Here is a 14,997-nt window from a genome sequence, read left to right on the forward strand (position 1 = left end):
TTGTCTTCTGGTCTGGGAACCACGAGCCATGTCTGCCTCTGTCATTACCCTTAACCATGTCAGCAAGGTCTATTCCAATGGCACGGTGGCTTTGCAAGACATGAACATGGCCATCCAGGAAGGGCAGTTCGTCAGCTTGGTGGGGCCCTCTGGCTGCGGGAAAAGCACGGTGCTGCGGCTGATTGCTGGGTTGGGCCACCTAACCACGGGATCTATCGAATGGGGGCAAAACACCTCCCAGGGGCAACCCAAATTGGCCTTTGTGTTTCAGGAGCCGGCCCTCATGCCCTGGGCAACGGTGATGGACAACGTGCGCCTACCTCTGAAGTTGGCTGGTGAGCCCCAGCCCAAAGCCGAACGAGAGGTTCTGGAAGCCCTCCACCTGGTGGGCCTGCGGGGGTTTGAGCGCAGTTTTCCCCGCGAGCTGTCCGGCGGTATGCGCATGCGGGTTTCCATTGCCCGCGCCTTGGTAACCAAACCCCAGGTGCTGCTCATGGACGAGCCCTTCGGCGCCTTGGACGAGATTACCCGCAGCAAGCTGAACAGCGAACTGCTCGAGTTGTGGCAGGAGAAGCGCTGGACGGTGATTTTTGTTACCCACAACATTTACGAGGCTGTCTATCTGTCCAACCGCGTGGTGGTGATGGCAGCCCGCCCTGGGCGGGTGGTGGCGGATATCCCCATTGAGGCACCCTACCCCCGCTCGGAAGAGTTTCGCACCTCGCCCCTTTACAACGACTATTGCCGGGAGGTCGCGACCCGTTTGCGGGAGGCCATGCGCGACACGGATCAGGATCCCTACCTGTGCCCCCTCTCTGCCGGACGGCTGCGCTGACGGGATCCCCCTTTGGCGGCATTCCTGGTCTTAGAGCCCTTGATTCCCCCTCCACCATGCTAAGTCCTTTCAGTTTCCTTCTCGATTGGCTGTCTCACCGGCTGGGATCCCTGCTTGGCACACCGGAGCGCTCCTCTGGGCCCTGGCTGGATAGCGATCTGCCGCGACTGAACAGCGCGGTGGAAGAAAAACTCAGGCCCCAACCCACTGATGCGGCTAAGGTGTCTGGCTCTGCGCCGCCGACCTCCGGGCAAGGATGGGATCTGCGCAAGTGGTTCAACCTGGATGTGATTGCCCCTGGGATCGTCGGGATCCTTTTTCTGGTGGGCTGGGAAGTGGCTGTGCGGCTAACGGGGGTGCCCCCCTATCTATTGCCGGGGCCGATTTTGGTGGTGCAAACCCTGGTGCGAGACTGGGGATCCCTTTTTCCTTCCCTTTTGATCACCCTGCAAATTACGGTGGTGGCGTTCCTTTTGGCCACGGTCTCAGGGCTTTTGTTGGCGATTTTGTTTGCCCAGAGCAAATGGATTGAGCGCAGCCTCTTTCCCTATGCGGTGATTTTGCAAACAACGCCCATTGTTTCCATCGCGCCGCTGATCATCATCTGGCTGCGCAACAATACGTTTGCTGCAATGGTGGTTTGCGCTTGGATTGTCGCCTTTTTCCCAATTATCTCCAACACCACCCTGGGATTAAACAGTGTCGATCACAACCTGCTCAACCTGTTTCAACTGTACAAGGCCAATCGCTGGCAAACCTTGATCTACTTGCGTCTGCCCAGTGCTCTGCCCTATTTTCTGGGGGGCCTGCGCATTAGCGGTGGCCTTTCTTTGATCGGGGCCGTGGTGGCGGAGTTCGTCGCCGGCACCGGTGGGCAACGGGCCGGGATCGCCTACCAAATCTTGATCTCTAGCTTTAATTTGCAGGTGCCTCGCATGTTTGCCGCCTTGGTGCTGGTTACCGGCCTAGGGATCCTGATCTTTGTGGCTTTGAGCGCTTTGTCAGACAAGATATTGGGCAGATGGCACGAGAGCGCTGTGCGCCGCGAGAACTGATTTTTGCCATAGAGCCGGCAGAAGCGGTTTCGCAAAAGGCAAAAACTGGGAATTCCCGGCAACAAAAAGGCTCAGGTTGCAGACCTGAGCCCATCTTGACCTGTTATTGGCAGATGCCAGGAACCAGACTCGAACTGGTGACACGAGGATTTTCAGTCCTCTGCTCTACCAACTGAGCTATCCCGGCTCTGGAACCATTATTTTAGGATGCCGAGAGGGCTTTTGGCAACGGGTGCCGACCCTCACTTTAGCCAATTAGCTTTTCCAGGGCATCCATCTGGGGGATACAGAGGATGTCCCGCTGCCGATCCCGGCGGATCAGGTCCTCCTGCTCCAGCTTGGCAAGGACGCGGGTAACCGTTTCCCGGGCAAGGCCACTCAAGCTGCTCAGCTCCCGATGGGGCAAATTGGGGATTTCTACCCCCTTGCGACCGACCCACCCCCGCGACTCCGCCAAGAAGAGCAGGATATCGGCGACGCGAGCGACGCTGCTGGCCTCCCGCAATTGCAGGCGACGGTTGATCTGCCGTAAACGTCGCGACATGAGCTGGGCAAGGCGGATGGCAACCTGCGCATCGGCAGCCAAAAGAGCCAGAAAGTTCTGGGCCGACAGACAGCAGACCTTGGTGGCTGTCAGGGCAATCACATCGCTGGAGCGGGGCGCCTCGTCCAAGGCGGCCATTTCCCCGAAGATCTCCCCTGGGCCAAGAATGGTGAGGGTAACCTCCCGGCCCTCCAGATCGTGAGTGCGAATCTTGACCCAACCCTCTAGGATGAAATAGACGGCGTTGCCCCAGTCGTTCTGTAACAGGATGGCCTGGTTAACAGGGTGGGAGCGCAGCGACATCTGGCGAGCCAGCGGCTCTAGCACTTCAGGGGAAAAGCCTTCAAACAGAAACATCAGGCGTAAATCTTCAGCCCTTACCTCGCTCACCCTTGGCTCCTCCTGCACCGCCTCGATTCTTGCCCAACTCTCTTCCCAGAGAAAAACTCTTCACCTGACCGCCGCCTGGGATCCGGATCCCTGTTTAACAGGGGCTGCGGCCAGCCTCTAACCTGGAAACGGCAGAATGCACTTTGCTGGTAACCATTCTCCCGAGGTTGGTCAGTTGGAGTCGAGACCTAGCTCCGCTGCAGTTGCGCTTGCCAATCTTGGCTGGTATCCAAAACCTGTAGAAAACGCCGCTCCCCCTCGGAAAAGTCCTGCCACTGCGCCTGCTGCTGGGCAAGGAGATCGGCGGTGGCATCGGCAATGTCGGCGACGTTCAGCAGCTCACCCGGGCCCGATGAAGGGAGTGTTCGCCGTTGTAGGCGCTCTCGGAGGACAGGTTCAGGAGCATGGCAGTAGAGGATGCGCAACGGGATCCCGCACTGTTGGGCCTGTTCAATCGCCATGCCCCGCAGCGCTTGCCGGTCAAACTTGGCGTCCAGAATCACGCTGTAACCTTCCCGGGCCAACTCCACTCCCAACTGCACCAGGCGGCGATAAGTCTTGTCGGTCATCTCGGGCGTATACACCTCTGGCCCCCCCCGCTGCCGCAGAGGGATCCCGGCCAAGTGCTTGCGCACGGCGTCGGAGCGAATGTGGATGGCCCCCCGCTGGCGGGCCAGGTAGCGGGCCACCGTACTTTTGCCTGCTCCCGACAGGCCAGCCATCAAAAACAACTGCCCCTGTTTGGGAAGGGTGTATTCCCAGGCCAGGCGGTAGTAGCGGGCGGCAGTGTGGAAGGCATTGGCTTTGGAAGCTTCCGAGGCGGCAGGATCGTCCAGCAAAAAAGAGGTGACCTTGGCCCGCACATAGGCCTGGCGATTGAGGTAAATGGGCAAGATCTTTAGTCCTTCCCAGTCACCCGTTTCTTCCAGATAGGTGTTCAAATAGGCATTGCCCAGATCGGGGCGGTGGCGAGCGTCCAAATCCATCACCGCATAGGAGACGTCGTACATCGTATCCACAAAGCGGAAGGCCTCGTTGAACTCAATGCAATCAAACAGCAAGATCTGGCCTTCCCACCAACAGAGGTTGCCAAGATGTAGATCCCCGTGGCCTTCGCGGATGCGGTCTTGGGCCATCCTCTGGTAAAACAGCTCCTGCCGCTCGGCAAAAAAGCGATCCGTGTAGGCTTGCGTCTCCCGATATTGATCAACCGTCTGAGGGCCGCCGATGTAGCGCTGGGTTTGGGCGTAATTCTCGTCGAAGGCCTCCCGCACCCGCTCTGGCCGGCCAAAGCTGCGAATGTAGTCGTTGGTCTCCGCCTGGGCGTGAAAGGCCGCCACCGCCCGCCCTAGCTCCTCCATCAAGGCTGGGGTCAGCTCCCCCCGCTCGAGGAGGTTGCTGAAGAGTTGCTCTTGGGGAAACTGCCGCATTTTGAGGGTGTACTCCACGGGCTCGCCACTGCCGTCAAGCTGAAACCGGCCCTTGGCACGCACAATGGGCAACACCTGTAGATAAAGCCCCGGCGCGCCGCGCTGGTTCAGGCGCAGCTCTTCTTGACAAAAGTGGCGTCGCCGCTCCAGGGTGGTGAAATTCAAAAAGCCAAAATCCAGAGGCTTCTTCACCTTATAGGCGTAGTCCCCTGTCAAGAAAACGTAGGAAATGTGGGTTTGGACGAGCTGAATCGGCTCCCGCACCGGATGGGGGTAAAACCCCGGCTCCAACATCGCTTGGATTAGCGGCGGCAGGTGGGCATCGGCCATAAAGATGGAGACGGAAAAGTCAGGGATCCCCATTTTCCTCCAAATTGCCCTCAGCTTAGTCTCCCAAGGGCAGGGCGGCCGCTTGCGGTGAAAGACGGATAACGCTAATCCCCTGTTTGACCAAAGTATCTTGAGCGGCAGCAGAAAGGGCGTAGGGCCAGACCAGATACTTCGTGTTGATGTAGTCTCGCCCCCGTTTGGCCAGGCTCACCTGTTCAGAGAGCATGCGCACCTCCGGTCCGCGGGTGATGATGGCTTCGGCGCGGCGGATGCGTTGCATCAGTTGGCTGAACAGCTCTTGGGGCTGCTGCACGAAGACCACAATGGCCAAGTCACAGGGGTTGTAGTAGTTGCCGCTGCCGCAGAGGAGCAGGGCCTCGCTGGCGAGAACAAGGGTCTCCTGGTCTCCCAGAACCACCACCGGGTAGAGAAAGGTGCGCACGTCCTCCGGTTGCCAGTGATTGAAGGAGTAGCTGTCCACCTCTCCCCGCACCCAAGAGGAGATGGCCGGAAAAACCGCTTCGCTCAGCAGCCGATAGGCCGTCTGCGGTCGCCCTAGCCAGCAGAGGGCATTCTCGTAGAAACTCTCGTTCTCCAACAGGTGAGGGGTGAGAGGAGTGGCCATAGACTCGGATCCGGGCAGGGCCTCCTCCAGCATGCCTAGTCGGAGATGGTTAAGGCAATTTTGCCCAAAACGGATCCCTGTTCCAGCAGCCGGTGAGCGGCAGCCGCTTCGGCCAGGGGAAAGGTGTGGCTGAGCCGGATGTGCAGTTGGCCTTGGTCAATGAGGCGGGCGCACTGCCGGAGGATCTCCGCCTGGTTTTGCCGGGCAACGATAAGGTTCTTCAGCATCGGGGTGAGCATCAGCTCAAAGCTCACTCGCAAGTTGCGGTCGCGGGCCACCCGCCAATCGGTCTCTGGGGCTGGCGCCAGCAGGGTCACGAGATCGCCGTACACGCGCACGGCAGGGAAGGTCTGCTCCAGCACTGGGCCGCCAAGGGTATCGAGAGCAAGATCCACTCCCTCCTCCTCCGTCCAATCCAGAACGGCTCGCACAAAGTTGGTCTGGCGATAGAAGATGGGCAAGCTGGCTCCCAGGGAACGGACAAACTCGGCCTTTTCCGGCGTGCTCACAGTGGTAGCCACTTGGCATCCCCGCAGACGGGCCAGTTGGATGGCCACATGGCCGACACCCCCTGCCCCGGCGTGGATAAGCACCTTTTGGCCAGCCTGCAACCGTCCCCGGTCGTAGAGGGCTTCCCAAGCGGTGATCAGCACCAGGGGGGCAGCGGCAGCCTCGGCAAAGCTGAGGGACTTGGGCTTGGGAGCGACAAAGCGCTCATCGACCACGATCAGCTCGGCGTAGTTCCCCGCCTGCCTGCCCAGGCCGCCGTGGCAGAAGTAAACTTCGTCTCCAACTTGAAACTGCCTGACCCCAGATCCTACGGCTTCTACAACGCCGGCACCATCACATCCCAAAATGGCCGGCATCTCTTCGGGGTAGAAGGTGCCTCGCCGCCGCAGCTTGGTGTCGATGGGGTTGACGCCGGCGGCCCTAAGGCGGACACGTAGCTCCCGCTCGCCGCGGATCTCAGGGTCGGGCACCTCCTGAAGCTGCAAAACCTCCGGCCCCCCGGGCACGCTCATGAGGATGGCTTTCATCTTCTCAGGTGTTCAGGCTTGGTTTGGCTCGACCTGCTGCCCCGCACTTGCCACTGCGCTACCGAGGATACACCGGCAAGGGGGTCTCTGAACAATGGTTAGCTTAATCGGCGGGAAGCCCCGCATCGTATTGGTGAATTGTGTTGACTCAAGAGCCAATCCGTGTCGGGATGAAAGCCGTTCGTCCTACAATTGAGCAAAACAAGTTAAATCTCTGGAGAGTTTCCCGCCGTGGGTTGCATGATAGCAGCACGCTGAGACCTCTGTATACACAAGTCTGGGAAGCGTGAAGCCCATACGCTATCGGTTGGCGCAGCGTGGCGTAAGCCATGTTGTGTTGACTCAACGAAGATGAGTGTCGGGAGTTGTTCACTAGCATAAGCCAAGAGAACCGCGCCTGGGAAGGCAGGGATCCCTTACATTGCCCAGAAGGATAGCTTGCTAGCCCCGCGCCCGTAAGCAACTTTAGGTGCTCGTCAGTAGTATAGTTGAGTATACTTGCCGAGAAGGCGTACCGTTCCCAGGCGAGCACCTAATCACGGTGAGAAACCCAACCGGTGGCAAGTGGCTGGGAGATGACAACGTCTCAGCCAACCTGCAAGGACTCCATCCCGTTGACGCGAACAGAAAAGCAAGCAGAACCTTGGAGCTTTGCCTCAAGGAACTGTCTAGAGGTGTCTTGACAGCGTCTTTACGAGTTCGTTGTTGAACGGCGTAAGAATTCCCCACCTTTAGGCGGTGGGAGTGTCAATAAGCTTCGGAGTTGTGGAGGCAAGCGCTAGCCCATGCCCGTAGGTGGTTCTGGCTCTCTCGGCGGCAAGGCGCGGTCAAAAGTAAACAGAGGTGGCCTTGGATCGGCCTCCTGGCTCTGCTGGGGTAACCCAGCCTATTGGGATGCTGCTGGGTTAATGCTCTTGGGGAGCCTGCTCATCGTCTACCGCTGGCGGGGCACCCTGCCGCTGTTGATTAACCCCGCCTACGTAAACGTGGCTCTGCTGGCCGGCCTGTGCCTACTGGGCCTGGGGATTAGCCGGTGGCGGGGGGCCAAAGTCGCGCCCTCGGAAAGCCATGTCTCCCTGTTGGGGCCGCGCCTGGGGGCGGCGCTCTTGATCCTGACGGCGCTGCTGGGGTTTTGGGTCGAGCCCCGTCCCCTCTCCAGCCAGACGGCCCTCAACCGGGGGGTATCTCCCTATCTGGGTGCCTCTCGCAGCCAGCCGCAGGCTTTTCGTCCCAAGATTGACCCACGCCAGCGCACCCTGCTGGACTGGGTGCGCACCCTGGATGTCTACCCAGATCCCTATACCTATGAGGGCCAGCCGGTGCGGGTGCAGGGGTTCGTCGTTCCTGACGAGCAACCTGACCACTTTGTCATCGCTCGCTTTTTGGTGAGTTGCTGCGCTGCCGATGCCTACCCGGTCGGCTTGCCAGTGCGCTGGTTCCGCTCGGAGGAGCTGGCTCCGGACAGTTGGCTGCGTCTGGAAGGACGAATGGCCGTGGAGCAACGGGATGGCCAGCCTCAGTTGGTAATCCTGGCCGAGCAGGTGGAACCAATGCCGGTGCCGGCCAATCCCTACGCCGACGAGTAGGTTAGATGTCGGTTTCGCTGAGTTTAGCGCTCATGTAATCGAAGGGCTCGGCCACAAAGCTGTAATCCTCGTCGGAGCCGAGCAGCTCCAGGGTGCGCTGCTTCATGTTCTGGATCCCGATCACCGTCGGAGCAATCGGCACCCCCAGGGAGTTGTAGGTTTCCCGCAGGCCAGCCAGGACGCGCTCGTCCAAGATGCTGGTATCAGCAGCCACCAGGGCGTAGGAAGCGTAGCGCAGGAAGTAGTCCATATCCCGCAAACAGGTGGCGTAGCGGCGGGTGGTGTAGGCGTTGCCACCCGGACGGATCAGATCTGGCACCTGGGCAAACATAGCCGCGGCAGCCGTCTTGACAATGTCCACCGAGTTGAGGTTAATCACCTTCACGGCCTTGATGCGCCGCAGACCCGAATCGTAAAAGGCCTTGAGCGCGTCCATGGCATTCCGATCCAGGTAGCGGCCTGTCAGGTCGTAGGTTTTGATCAGTGTGGTTACGGCATCCCGCATATCCCCAACTCCGTTCCTGTAACTCTATGTAAAAGTAGCTTGAGATGAGAATTTTGCCGGCAACGTCCAAAGGCCAGCCTTGGAAAATCGAGCCAAAGCCCAACACCGGCAGCGCTCCAAGCTCCCCACTTGCCCCCAGAAGTTTAGCATGCGGGGGGTTCTTTCCTGCCTTCTCCTGAGACAATGGCAGATGTTGTTACGAAAATGTAACCTTTCTGCAACGCTCTAGGGATCCGGCAGCAGCACCCGCAGTGGCCTGAGCAGCCTGCCTTGGCAGTGTCCCAACCCTAAGAACGCTCCTTGTTGGCTCTTCACCCGCAGAGTCTCGGCAGTGGCCTGAGCAGGATCCAGGGGAATGGCCTGACCTTGTTGCCAGCGCTGCGCCTCAGCCGGAGACAAGGATACTGAGTCCCAACCGCGAAATCCCCACTCAATCGGCAGCAGGGCGGCGGCGGGATCGGCGGATCCCTGCCACTGCTCCAGGGGCAGGCTCTCTTGGATGCGAAAGGGGCCACTTTGCAACCGTCGCAGGCGGCTCATCAAGCCTCCGCAGCCCAATTTCTCTCCCAGGTCGCGGGCGAGGGCGCGGATGTAGGTGCCAGGGCCACAGGCAATCTCCAGATCCACTTCCGGGAACTCGCCAGGGCGCCAGCCCAGGATCTGCAGGTGCCGAATCACCACCCGCCGCGGCTCCAGCCCCAGTTCTGCTGCCTTTGCCCCGGCCCGGGCCAGCTCATAGAGCTTTTTCCCCTGCCGCTTGATGGCGCTGTAAAGAGGCGGCACCTGCTCAATCTCGCCGACAAACTCCTGCAGACATTCCTCCACCTGCTCGCGGCTCAGCTCCGGACAAGGGGATCCCACCTGGATCTGCCCCTCGGCATCGTCGGTGTCGCTGCGCTGCCCAAAGCGGAAGGTTGCCCGATAGACCTTATCCCCCGGCAGAAAGGCCAAAAAGCGCGTCGCCCGCCCTACGGCAATGGGCAGAACTCCCGTTGCCGCCGGATCCAAGGTGCCACCATGCCCCACCTGGCGCGTGCGCAAGACCCGCCGCACCACCGCCACACAGTCGTGGGAGGTGAGCCCTGCTGGTTTATCCAGGTTGAGAAAGCCCTCCAGGGATCCCATGCTGCGCATCACCCATCAGTAATTAAAATTAAGATTTGTAACCGAACTGCCGCAGCGCTTAACATAGGGTTAATTTCTGTCTGCGAGCTTGAAGCACCTATGGCGCAATCTGGCCTATTCCCTCAGCCTATCTGGCAACGCCTGTTGATGATCGCCCCTTTTTTCCTGTGGGGCTCGGCGATGGTGGCAATGCGGGATGCCCTCTCCGAGACCACTCCTCTCTTCATTGCCATTCTGCGGCTGTTGCCAGCCGGGATCCTGGTTTTGGCCTTTCGGCTTTGGCAAGGGCGGGCCTCTGAGGCATCTCAGCCCTGGCATCCCCAGGGGCGGCGAGGGTGGCTGTGGGTCCTGGCCTTCGCCCTGGTGGACGGCACCTGTTTTCAGGGATTTTTGGCGCAAGGGTTGAGAGAGACCGGCGCCGGGCTGGGATCCGTACTGATCGACTCGCAGCCGCTGGCGGTGGCTTTGATGGCCAACTGGTTTTACCGCGAGCGGATGGGATCCCTGGGCTGGCTGAGTCTGGGGCTGGGTGTGGTCGGCATTGGCCTTATCGGCCTCGGCGGGGAAGGATCCCTGCAGGTGGGGGCTGGCGTCGTCTGGATGTTGCTGGCTTCCCTGTCGATGGCCATCGGCACCGTGATGATGCCCAAGGTGGCGGAGGTGGCCGATCCGGTGTTGGCGACGGGCTGGCACATGGTGTTGGGCAGCCTGCCCTTGATCCTGCTCTCGGCGCTAACAGAAAGCGAGCAATGGCAGCACCTGAGCGGCGCCCACTGGCTGGGCCTGCTCTATGCCTCCGTGTTGGGGAGCGCCGTGGCCTACGCCCTCTTCTTCTATTTCGCCTCCCAGGAAAACCTCACCGAATTCAGCTCCCTCACGTTTCTCACCCCCATCTTTGCCCTTCTCTTCGGCAGCACCTTCCTGGGCGAGACCCTGACCCGGCTGCAGTGGGTGGGAGTGGGCATTACCCTGGTCTGCGTGTATGTCATCAACCACCGGCAGGAGTGGCAGGAGCGCCTGCGCTTGGCCTGGCCAGGGATCCTCTCGGAGCTGGGCCTGGAGTTCAGCACCGTCGAGATCCGCGATGGCCGGCCCGACTAAGGGAGCCTTCTCCTAGGGGGGCAGGAACCCCATCGCCTCCCGCACCCTTTGCAGCGTTGGCTCGGCAACAGCGCGAGCCTTGGCGGCATTTTCCCGGATCAGCGCCAGCAGATAGTCTGGGTTGCTCCAGAGCTCTCGGTAGCGCTGCTGAATGGGCTCTAGGGTGGCGATAATGCTGTCGGCGAGGAGGGGTTTGAACTGTCCCCACCCCATCTCAGCGCACTCAGCCGCCACCTCCTCCTTGCTTTTGCCGGAGGTGAGCATGTAGATCGTCAGCAAATTGTGGGCCTCCGGGCGTGCCGGGTCGTCGAAGGTGATGCCCCGAATCGAGTCGGTCTTACATTTTTGGATCTTCTTGCGGATCGTGTCGGGGTCGTCTAGCAGGTGAATGCGGCTGAAATCCGAGGGATCCGACTTAGACATTTTGCGGGTGCCATCGGTCAAGCTCATGATCCGCGCCCCCTGCGGGCGAATCAGGGCCTCTGGGATCACAAACACCTCGCCAAAGCGGTCGTTAAAGCGGCGGGCAATATCCCGACACAGCTCAATATGCTGCCGCTGATCCTCCCCTACCGGCACATACTTGGGCTGGTAGAGGAGAATATCCGCCGCCTGCAAAATCGGGTAGCTGAACAGGCCAACGCTGGTCTCCTCCCCCTGTTTCTCTTTTTTTTCTTTGTATTGGATCATGCGTTCCGCCCAGTTCATGGGGGTAATGGTGGTGAACAGCCAGGCCAGCTCTGTGTGGGCGGGCACGTGGGACTGCACAAACAGCACACAGTGCTCCAGGCTAAGGCCACAGGCCAGGTAGAGGGCAAACAGAGAACGGGTGCGCTCCCTCAGCAGCTTGGGATCCTGGGGCACAGTAATGGCATGTTGATCCACAATGCAAAAGAAGTTCTCGTAGTGCTCCTGCTCGGCCACCCAGTTTTTAATGGCCCCCAGGTAATTGCCCAGGTGCAACTCGCCGGAGGGCTGGATTCCAGAAAGCGTGCGGGGCTTGGACATAGGAAAAGCAATCTCAAACGCCAATAAGAGGGGGGACGAGAACCCAGAAAGTCTTTGTTCAGGATATCAAGAGAGCTGCAACCCGTTGGTTTATGAGGGAAGAAAGACACCAACCCGAAACCATGGCAGACCCGGAGCCAGAACTGCTGCGTGCTGCCAACCACTACGTGCTGCTGATCCCAGGCCTGCCGGAGCAATTTCTCACCCCTGAGGAATTGCAGGAGTTCCTTGTGCAACTGCTGCAGGAGTATCCCCACCTGGTGGATGCAGATCTGGCCCGCTACCCCACCCCTCAAGCCCAGGCGCAGCGGCTTATCGACACAGCCTGTGAGGTGGAGGTCTCTCCCGGCGAAACCGTGCAGTGGCACCCTGTACGCCTGCGCAAGCGCCCCTCAGCTTCTTCTCGCCCAGGCCAGCATCCGGCTTAAGGCCACGCTCGGGATCCCACAGGCATGCTACAACGCAAAGAAGAGATACCCAGTCCTGCGCTCTAAGGGGGTCAATCATGCCGCGCAGCATGAAGAACGACAACTTCATCGACAAAACCTTCACCGTCATGGCTGACCTGATCCTGAAGCTGATGCCGGGGGTGAGTCCTGAACAGAAGAAGGCCTTTGCCTACTACCGGGACGGCATGGCGGCCCAGAGCGAGGGAGAATATGCCGAGGCCTTAGAAAACTACCGAGAAGCCCTGGCCCTGGAGCAAGACGACGAAGACCGCAGCTACATCCTCTACAACATGGGCCTGATCTACCAGAGCAATGGCGAACTGGACAAAGCCCTGGAGTACTACCACCAGGCCCTGGAGCTGAATCCCCGCCTCTGTTCTGCCCTAAATAACATTGCCGTCTTGCTGCACCACAAGGGCGAGCAGAGCCTGCAGGCCGGGGACGAGGAGACAGCAGAGGCCCTGTTCGATGAGGCAGCTCAATACTGGATCCGGGCCATTCGCATTGCGCCCAACAACTATATCGAGGCGCAAAACTGGCTCAAGACCACGGGACGCGCCAACCTGGAGCTGTATTGAGCTTTCTCCCAAGTGCCTGAGTTTAGCTAGACTGGTTAGACAATTAAAAGCTAGCTGAGTAACCCGGTAACCTGCCGGCAGGAGGGGAAGATGCTGAAACGCGAGGAAGTACGACACGTCGCCCACCTCGCGCGGCTGGAGCTAACCGAGGAGGAAGAAATCCAGTTCACCCAACAACTGGCAGACATCCTGGCCTATGTGGAACAACTGAAAGAGCTGGATACAGAAGGGGTAGAGCCCACCTTTCACGTGTTGGACATGGAGTTGCCCACTCGCCCCGATGAAGTGGAGCCCTACCCCGACATTGAAGGGATCCTGGCCAACGCCCCCGACCGCGCTGACATGTTCTTCAAGGTGCCTCGCATCCTCGAGGAGGAAGACTAGCCACCTTGCAGTGCGGCTACGAGCCACAACAGCTTTTGCTCTTCGGCGGGGGAGGGGGCACATCCAAAGCCGGGTTGCACTCAAAGAAGCCCAACGGCTTGAGCAGAAAGCCAATGTAGCTAACCGGCATCACCGGCCAGTCTTCGGTGCGGGGGAAGTGGTTGCAGCCAAAGCTGTACCAGAGCACCAGGCGGGTATTTTCTAGGGATCGGTTGGCTTGTGTCCATTTCACCAGCCCTTCCCCACCGGGGTGTTGGTTGGGGTAGTCCCCCGCCGGGAACTTCTCGCCAGGATGATAGGGCGTGGCCCAGAGGTGGTGGGCCAAATACCCTGCCCGTCGATACAGCCAGGAGTCGGGGTGGGCCAGGAACCGGACATTCTCTCCTGGGAGCAACTTGTAGGCCACCGGCTGCCCCAGGCGGTTGTGGCGGTTGGGGTTGACAATCTTCCAGTAGCGCCCCCGCAAGGGATCCACCGTTTGCTTGGCTTCCTGCTCAGTGCTCAACAAGGTGGAGCGGGCGCGGAAGGCGTTGCCGTAGGGGTTATCCGGCCCCAAGGGCAGCGGCTCGGCATGGACTTCGTAGAGGGAGTTGCCCGGCCCATCCACCGCCATGTCCAGGCGCACGGTAAAAAAGTGCTGGTGGTTGAGGCCAGACAATTGGGGCGCTACCAAGACGCCAAACTCCGGTTCCTCCCCCGGCAGGGTGGCGCAGGTGTTGATGATGCCGGTGAGCTTGGCCTCGAACTCCAGCGTGCCGTCCTGGTAGAAGTACCAGAAAAAGCCGTAGTCGTAGTTGCCGATGGTGGTAAAGAAAGAGAGCACCAGCCGCCGCGAGCGCCGCACCTGAGCTCGCTCCGTGCGCCAGTCGGTGTGCTTCCAGAGCACGCCAAAGTCCTCCTCGTGCATGCAGATGGCGTTTTTGAGGAGCATGGGCTCACCGCTGTTGCTGGGCAGCCAGGCATCGAAGTAGTAGATCTCCCCCAGGCAGTCGCAGCCCAGGCGCAGGGAATTGGCCTGCATGCCGATGCCGTATTCCCCCACGTCAAAGGCGTTCTTGCGACAGTGGGGATCCCGTGGATCCCCGTAGGGCACCACCATCTCGGCTACCGAAGCCCGATAGAGGATGGGGCGAAGGCGGCCCTGATCCTCATAGCTCACCTGATGCAGCACCAGCCCCTCGCGGGGGTTAAAGCTGATGCGCAGATCCCACTTCTGCCAGCGGATGTGGTGGCCTTCTACTTGGAAGCTCACCCCTTGGGGCTGAGTAATTTCCAAAGGCTTCAAATCTCGGCGAAACTCTTTGAAGAAGATCTCGTCAAAATTGCCATCTTCCGGGGGCAGAGGCCAGGGGCCGCGATCCTCCACCTTGATCACCTGCATTTGGTTGAGGTCAATCCAGGGGTAGAGGCCTTCGAGGGGACGGGCATAGCCATTGTCGTAAGGGGAAGTGCGCAGGAAACACAGACCCCGCACCAGCCGCCGCCCCTCTTCTTCCGGGATCCCAAAGTAGCCCACCGTCCAGTAGTCCACCATCACCCGCTCCACATCGGCAATGCCCCGCCGCTGCAGGGCGGCCAGAAATTGGGGATCCTCCTTGAGCAAGCGGTCACAGGCGTAGACCTCATCGTCCAAAAGGGGCGGCTGCACGCCGGGGACGAGCTGCCAAGAGCACACCTGCTGCCGAGAGAGGGAGACCACCGCCTCGTAGGTGCTGCCCTCGGCGGGATCCAACAGCACCACAAACGCCTGCCGATCCCAGGGTTGGCCCGGTTGCCAAGCTTCCATCCAGGGCCGCTCCGGCTCCTGCAGTTGGATGGTGACAAAGCGGCAGCGGGAAGCAAGAGGGCGCTCCTGACGCAGGATTTTGACCACTTGCCGGATTTCTTCGCCATTCAAGGGATCCAGGGGGTGGCTTGGCCATTCGGGCCGGACAGCCGCGGTTGTGGCAGAAAGCGGTCGCTCCTGCTCCTGCAGAGCAGGCTGAGGACTGCGAGGAAGTTCACAAATCACAGAA

General features: G+C 60.0%; 15 protein-coding genes and 1 tRNA gene. 7 read left to right on the plus strand and 9 right to left on the minus strand.

What is annotated here, in order from left to right:
* Positions 1–28 precede the first annotated feature (28 nt).
* Positions 29–835, plus strand: a complete 807-nt coding sequence (locus tag NW863_RS00750; RefSeq protein ID WP_414363861.1) for an ABC transporter ATP-binding protein — start codon at positions 29–31, stop codon at positions 833–835.
* Positions 805–1,890: an ABC transporter permease gene (locus tag NW863_RS00755; RefSeq protein ID WP_414363862.1), complete on the plus strand. Its 1,086-nt coding sequence runs from the start codon at positions 805–807 to the stop codon at positions 1,888–1,890. Before NW863_RS00750 ends, NW863_RS00755 begins: the two co-directional genes overlap by 31 nt.
* Positions 1,891–2,004: 114 nt before the next feature.
* On the opposite strand, the gene NW863_RS00760 is transcribed toward NW863_RS00755, so the two are convergent.
* The 5 genes from NW863_RS00760 to NW863_RS00780 all read right to left on the minus strand — a co-directional run bounded on the left by NW863_RS00760 (position 2,005) and on the right by NW863_RS00780 (position 6,246).
* A tRNA-Phe gene (locus NW863_RS00760) sits at positions 2,005–2,077 on the minus strand.
* 60 nt (positions 2,078–2,137) lie between these two features.
* On the minus strand, positions 2,138–2,791 hold the full coding sequence (locus NW863_RS00765) for a Crp/Fnr family transcriptional regulator (protein ID WP_414363876.1): 654 nt from the start codon (positions 2,789–2,791) through the stop codon (positions 2,138–2,140).
* A 221-nt stretch (positions 2,792–3,012) separates the two neighbouring features.
* Positions 3,013–4,584 (minus strand): AAA family ATPase, encoded by a 1,572-nt coding sequence (locus tag NW863_RS00770; RefSeq protein ID WP_414363877.1) that lies wholly within the window; start codon positions 4,582–4,584, stop codon positions 3,013–3,015.
* Between the two features lie 55 nt (positions 4,585–4,639).
* The gene (locus NW863_RS00775; RefSeq protein ID WP_414363863.1) at positions 4,640–5,209 is read right to left on the minus strand and encodes a hypothetical protein; all 570 of its coding nucleotides are present in this window, start codon (positions 5,207–5,209) and stop codon (positions 4,640–4,642) included.
* Between the two features lie 35 nt (positions 5,210–5,244).
* The gene (locus NW863_RS00780; RefSeq protein WP_414363864.1) at positions 5,245–6,246 is read right to left on the minus strand and encodes a zinc-dependent alcohol dehydrogenase family protein; all 1,002 of its coding nucleotides are present in this window, start codon (positions 6,244–6,246) and stop codon (positions 5,245–5,247) included.
* Positions 6,247–7,154: 908 nt separating this feature from the next.
* Here NW863_RS00780 and NW863_RS00785 point away from each other — a divergent pair.
* Positions 7,155–7,832: a TIGR03943 family putative permease subunit gene (locus NW863_RS00785; protein ID WP_414363865.1), complete on the plus strand. Its 678-nt coding sequence runs from the start codon at positions 7,155–7,157 to the stop codon at positions 7,830–7,832.
* Between the two features lies 1 nt (position 7,833).
* On the opposite strand, the gene apcB is transcribed toward NW863_RS00785, so the two are convergent.
* Both apcB and truB read right to left on the minus strand, forming a co-directional pair.
* On the minus strand, positions 7,834–8,337 hold the full coding sequence (apcB, locus tag NW863_RS00790) for an allophycocyanin subunit beta (protein ID WP_414363866.1): 504 nt from the start codon (positions 8,335–8,337) through the stop codon (positions 7,834–7,836).
* A 225-nt stretch (positions 8,338–8,562) separates the two neighbouring features.
* Complete coding sequence (truB, locus tag NW863_RS00795; protein WP_414363867.1) at positions 8,563–9,462, minus strand: tRNA pseudouridine(55) synthase TruB; 900 nt, start codon at positions 9,460–9,462, stop codon at positions 8,563–8,565.
* 99 nt (positions 9,463–9,561) lie between these two features.
* Here truB and NW863_RS00800 point away from each other — a divergent pair, with 99 nt between their 5' ends.
* The gene (locus NW863_RS00800; protein ID WP_414363868.1) at positions 9,562–10,563 is read left to right on the plus strand and encodes a DMT family transporter; all 1,002 of its coding nucleotides are present in this window, start codon (positions 9,562–9,564) and stop codon (positions 10,561–10,563) included.
* Positions 10,564–10,575: 12 nt separating this feature from the next.
* Here NW863_RS00800 and trpS read toward each other — a convergent pair whose 3' ends face one another.
* Positions 10,576–11,571 carry a tryptophan--tRNA ligase gene (trpS, locus tag NW863_RS00805; protein WP_414363869.1) on the minus strand — a complete coding sequence of 332 codons (996 nt, stop codon included), beginning with the start codon at positions 11,569–11,571 and terminating at the stop codon, positions 10,576–10,578.
* Between the two features lie 122 nt (positions 11,572–11,693).
* Here trpS and NW863_RS00810 point away from each other — a divergent pair, with 122 nt between their 5' ends.
* The 3 genes from NW863_RS00810 (at position 11,694) to gatC (ending at position 12,982) form a co-directional block, all read left to right on the plus strand.
* Positions 11,694–11,999, plus strand: coding sequence for a chlororespiratory reduction protein 7 (locus NW863_RS00810; protein ID WP_414363870.1), 306 nt, complete (start codon positions 11,694–11,696; stop codon positions 11,997–11,999).
* 77 nt (positions 12,000–12,076) lie between these two features.
* Entirely contained in the window at positions 12,077–12,598 is a 522-nt protein-coding gene (locus tag NW863_RS00815; protein WP_011430196.1) for a photosystem I assembly protein Ycf3, read from the plus strand.
* Between the two features lie 90 nt (positions 12,599–12,688).
* On the plus strand, positions 12,689–12,982 hold the full coding sequence (gatC, locus tag NW863_RS00820) for an Asp-tRNA(Asn)/Glu-tRNA(Gln) amidotransferase subunit GatC (RefSeq protein ID WP_414363871.1): 294 nt from the start codon (positions 12,689–12,691) through the stop codon (positions 12,980–12,982).
* Between the two features lie 16 nt (positions 12,983–12,998).
* On the opposite strand, the gene NW863_RS00825 is transcribed toward gatC, so the two are convergent.
* The gene (locus NW863_RS00825; protein WP_414363878.1) at positions 12,999–14,993 is read right to left on the minus strand and encodes a primary-amine oxidase; all 1,995 of its coding nucleotides are present in this window, start codon (positions 14,991–14,993) and stop codon (positions 12,999–13,001) included.
* Between the last annotated feature and the right edge of the window lie 4 nt (positions 14,994–14,997).

It is taken from the genome of Synechococcus sp. B60.1 (genome assembly GCF_047462555.1).
Lineage (GTDB): Bacteria > Cyanobacteriota > Cyanobacteriia > Thermostichales > Thermostichaceae > Thermostichus.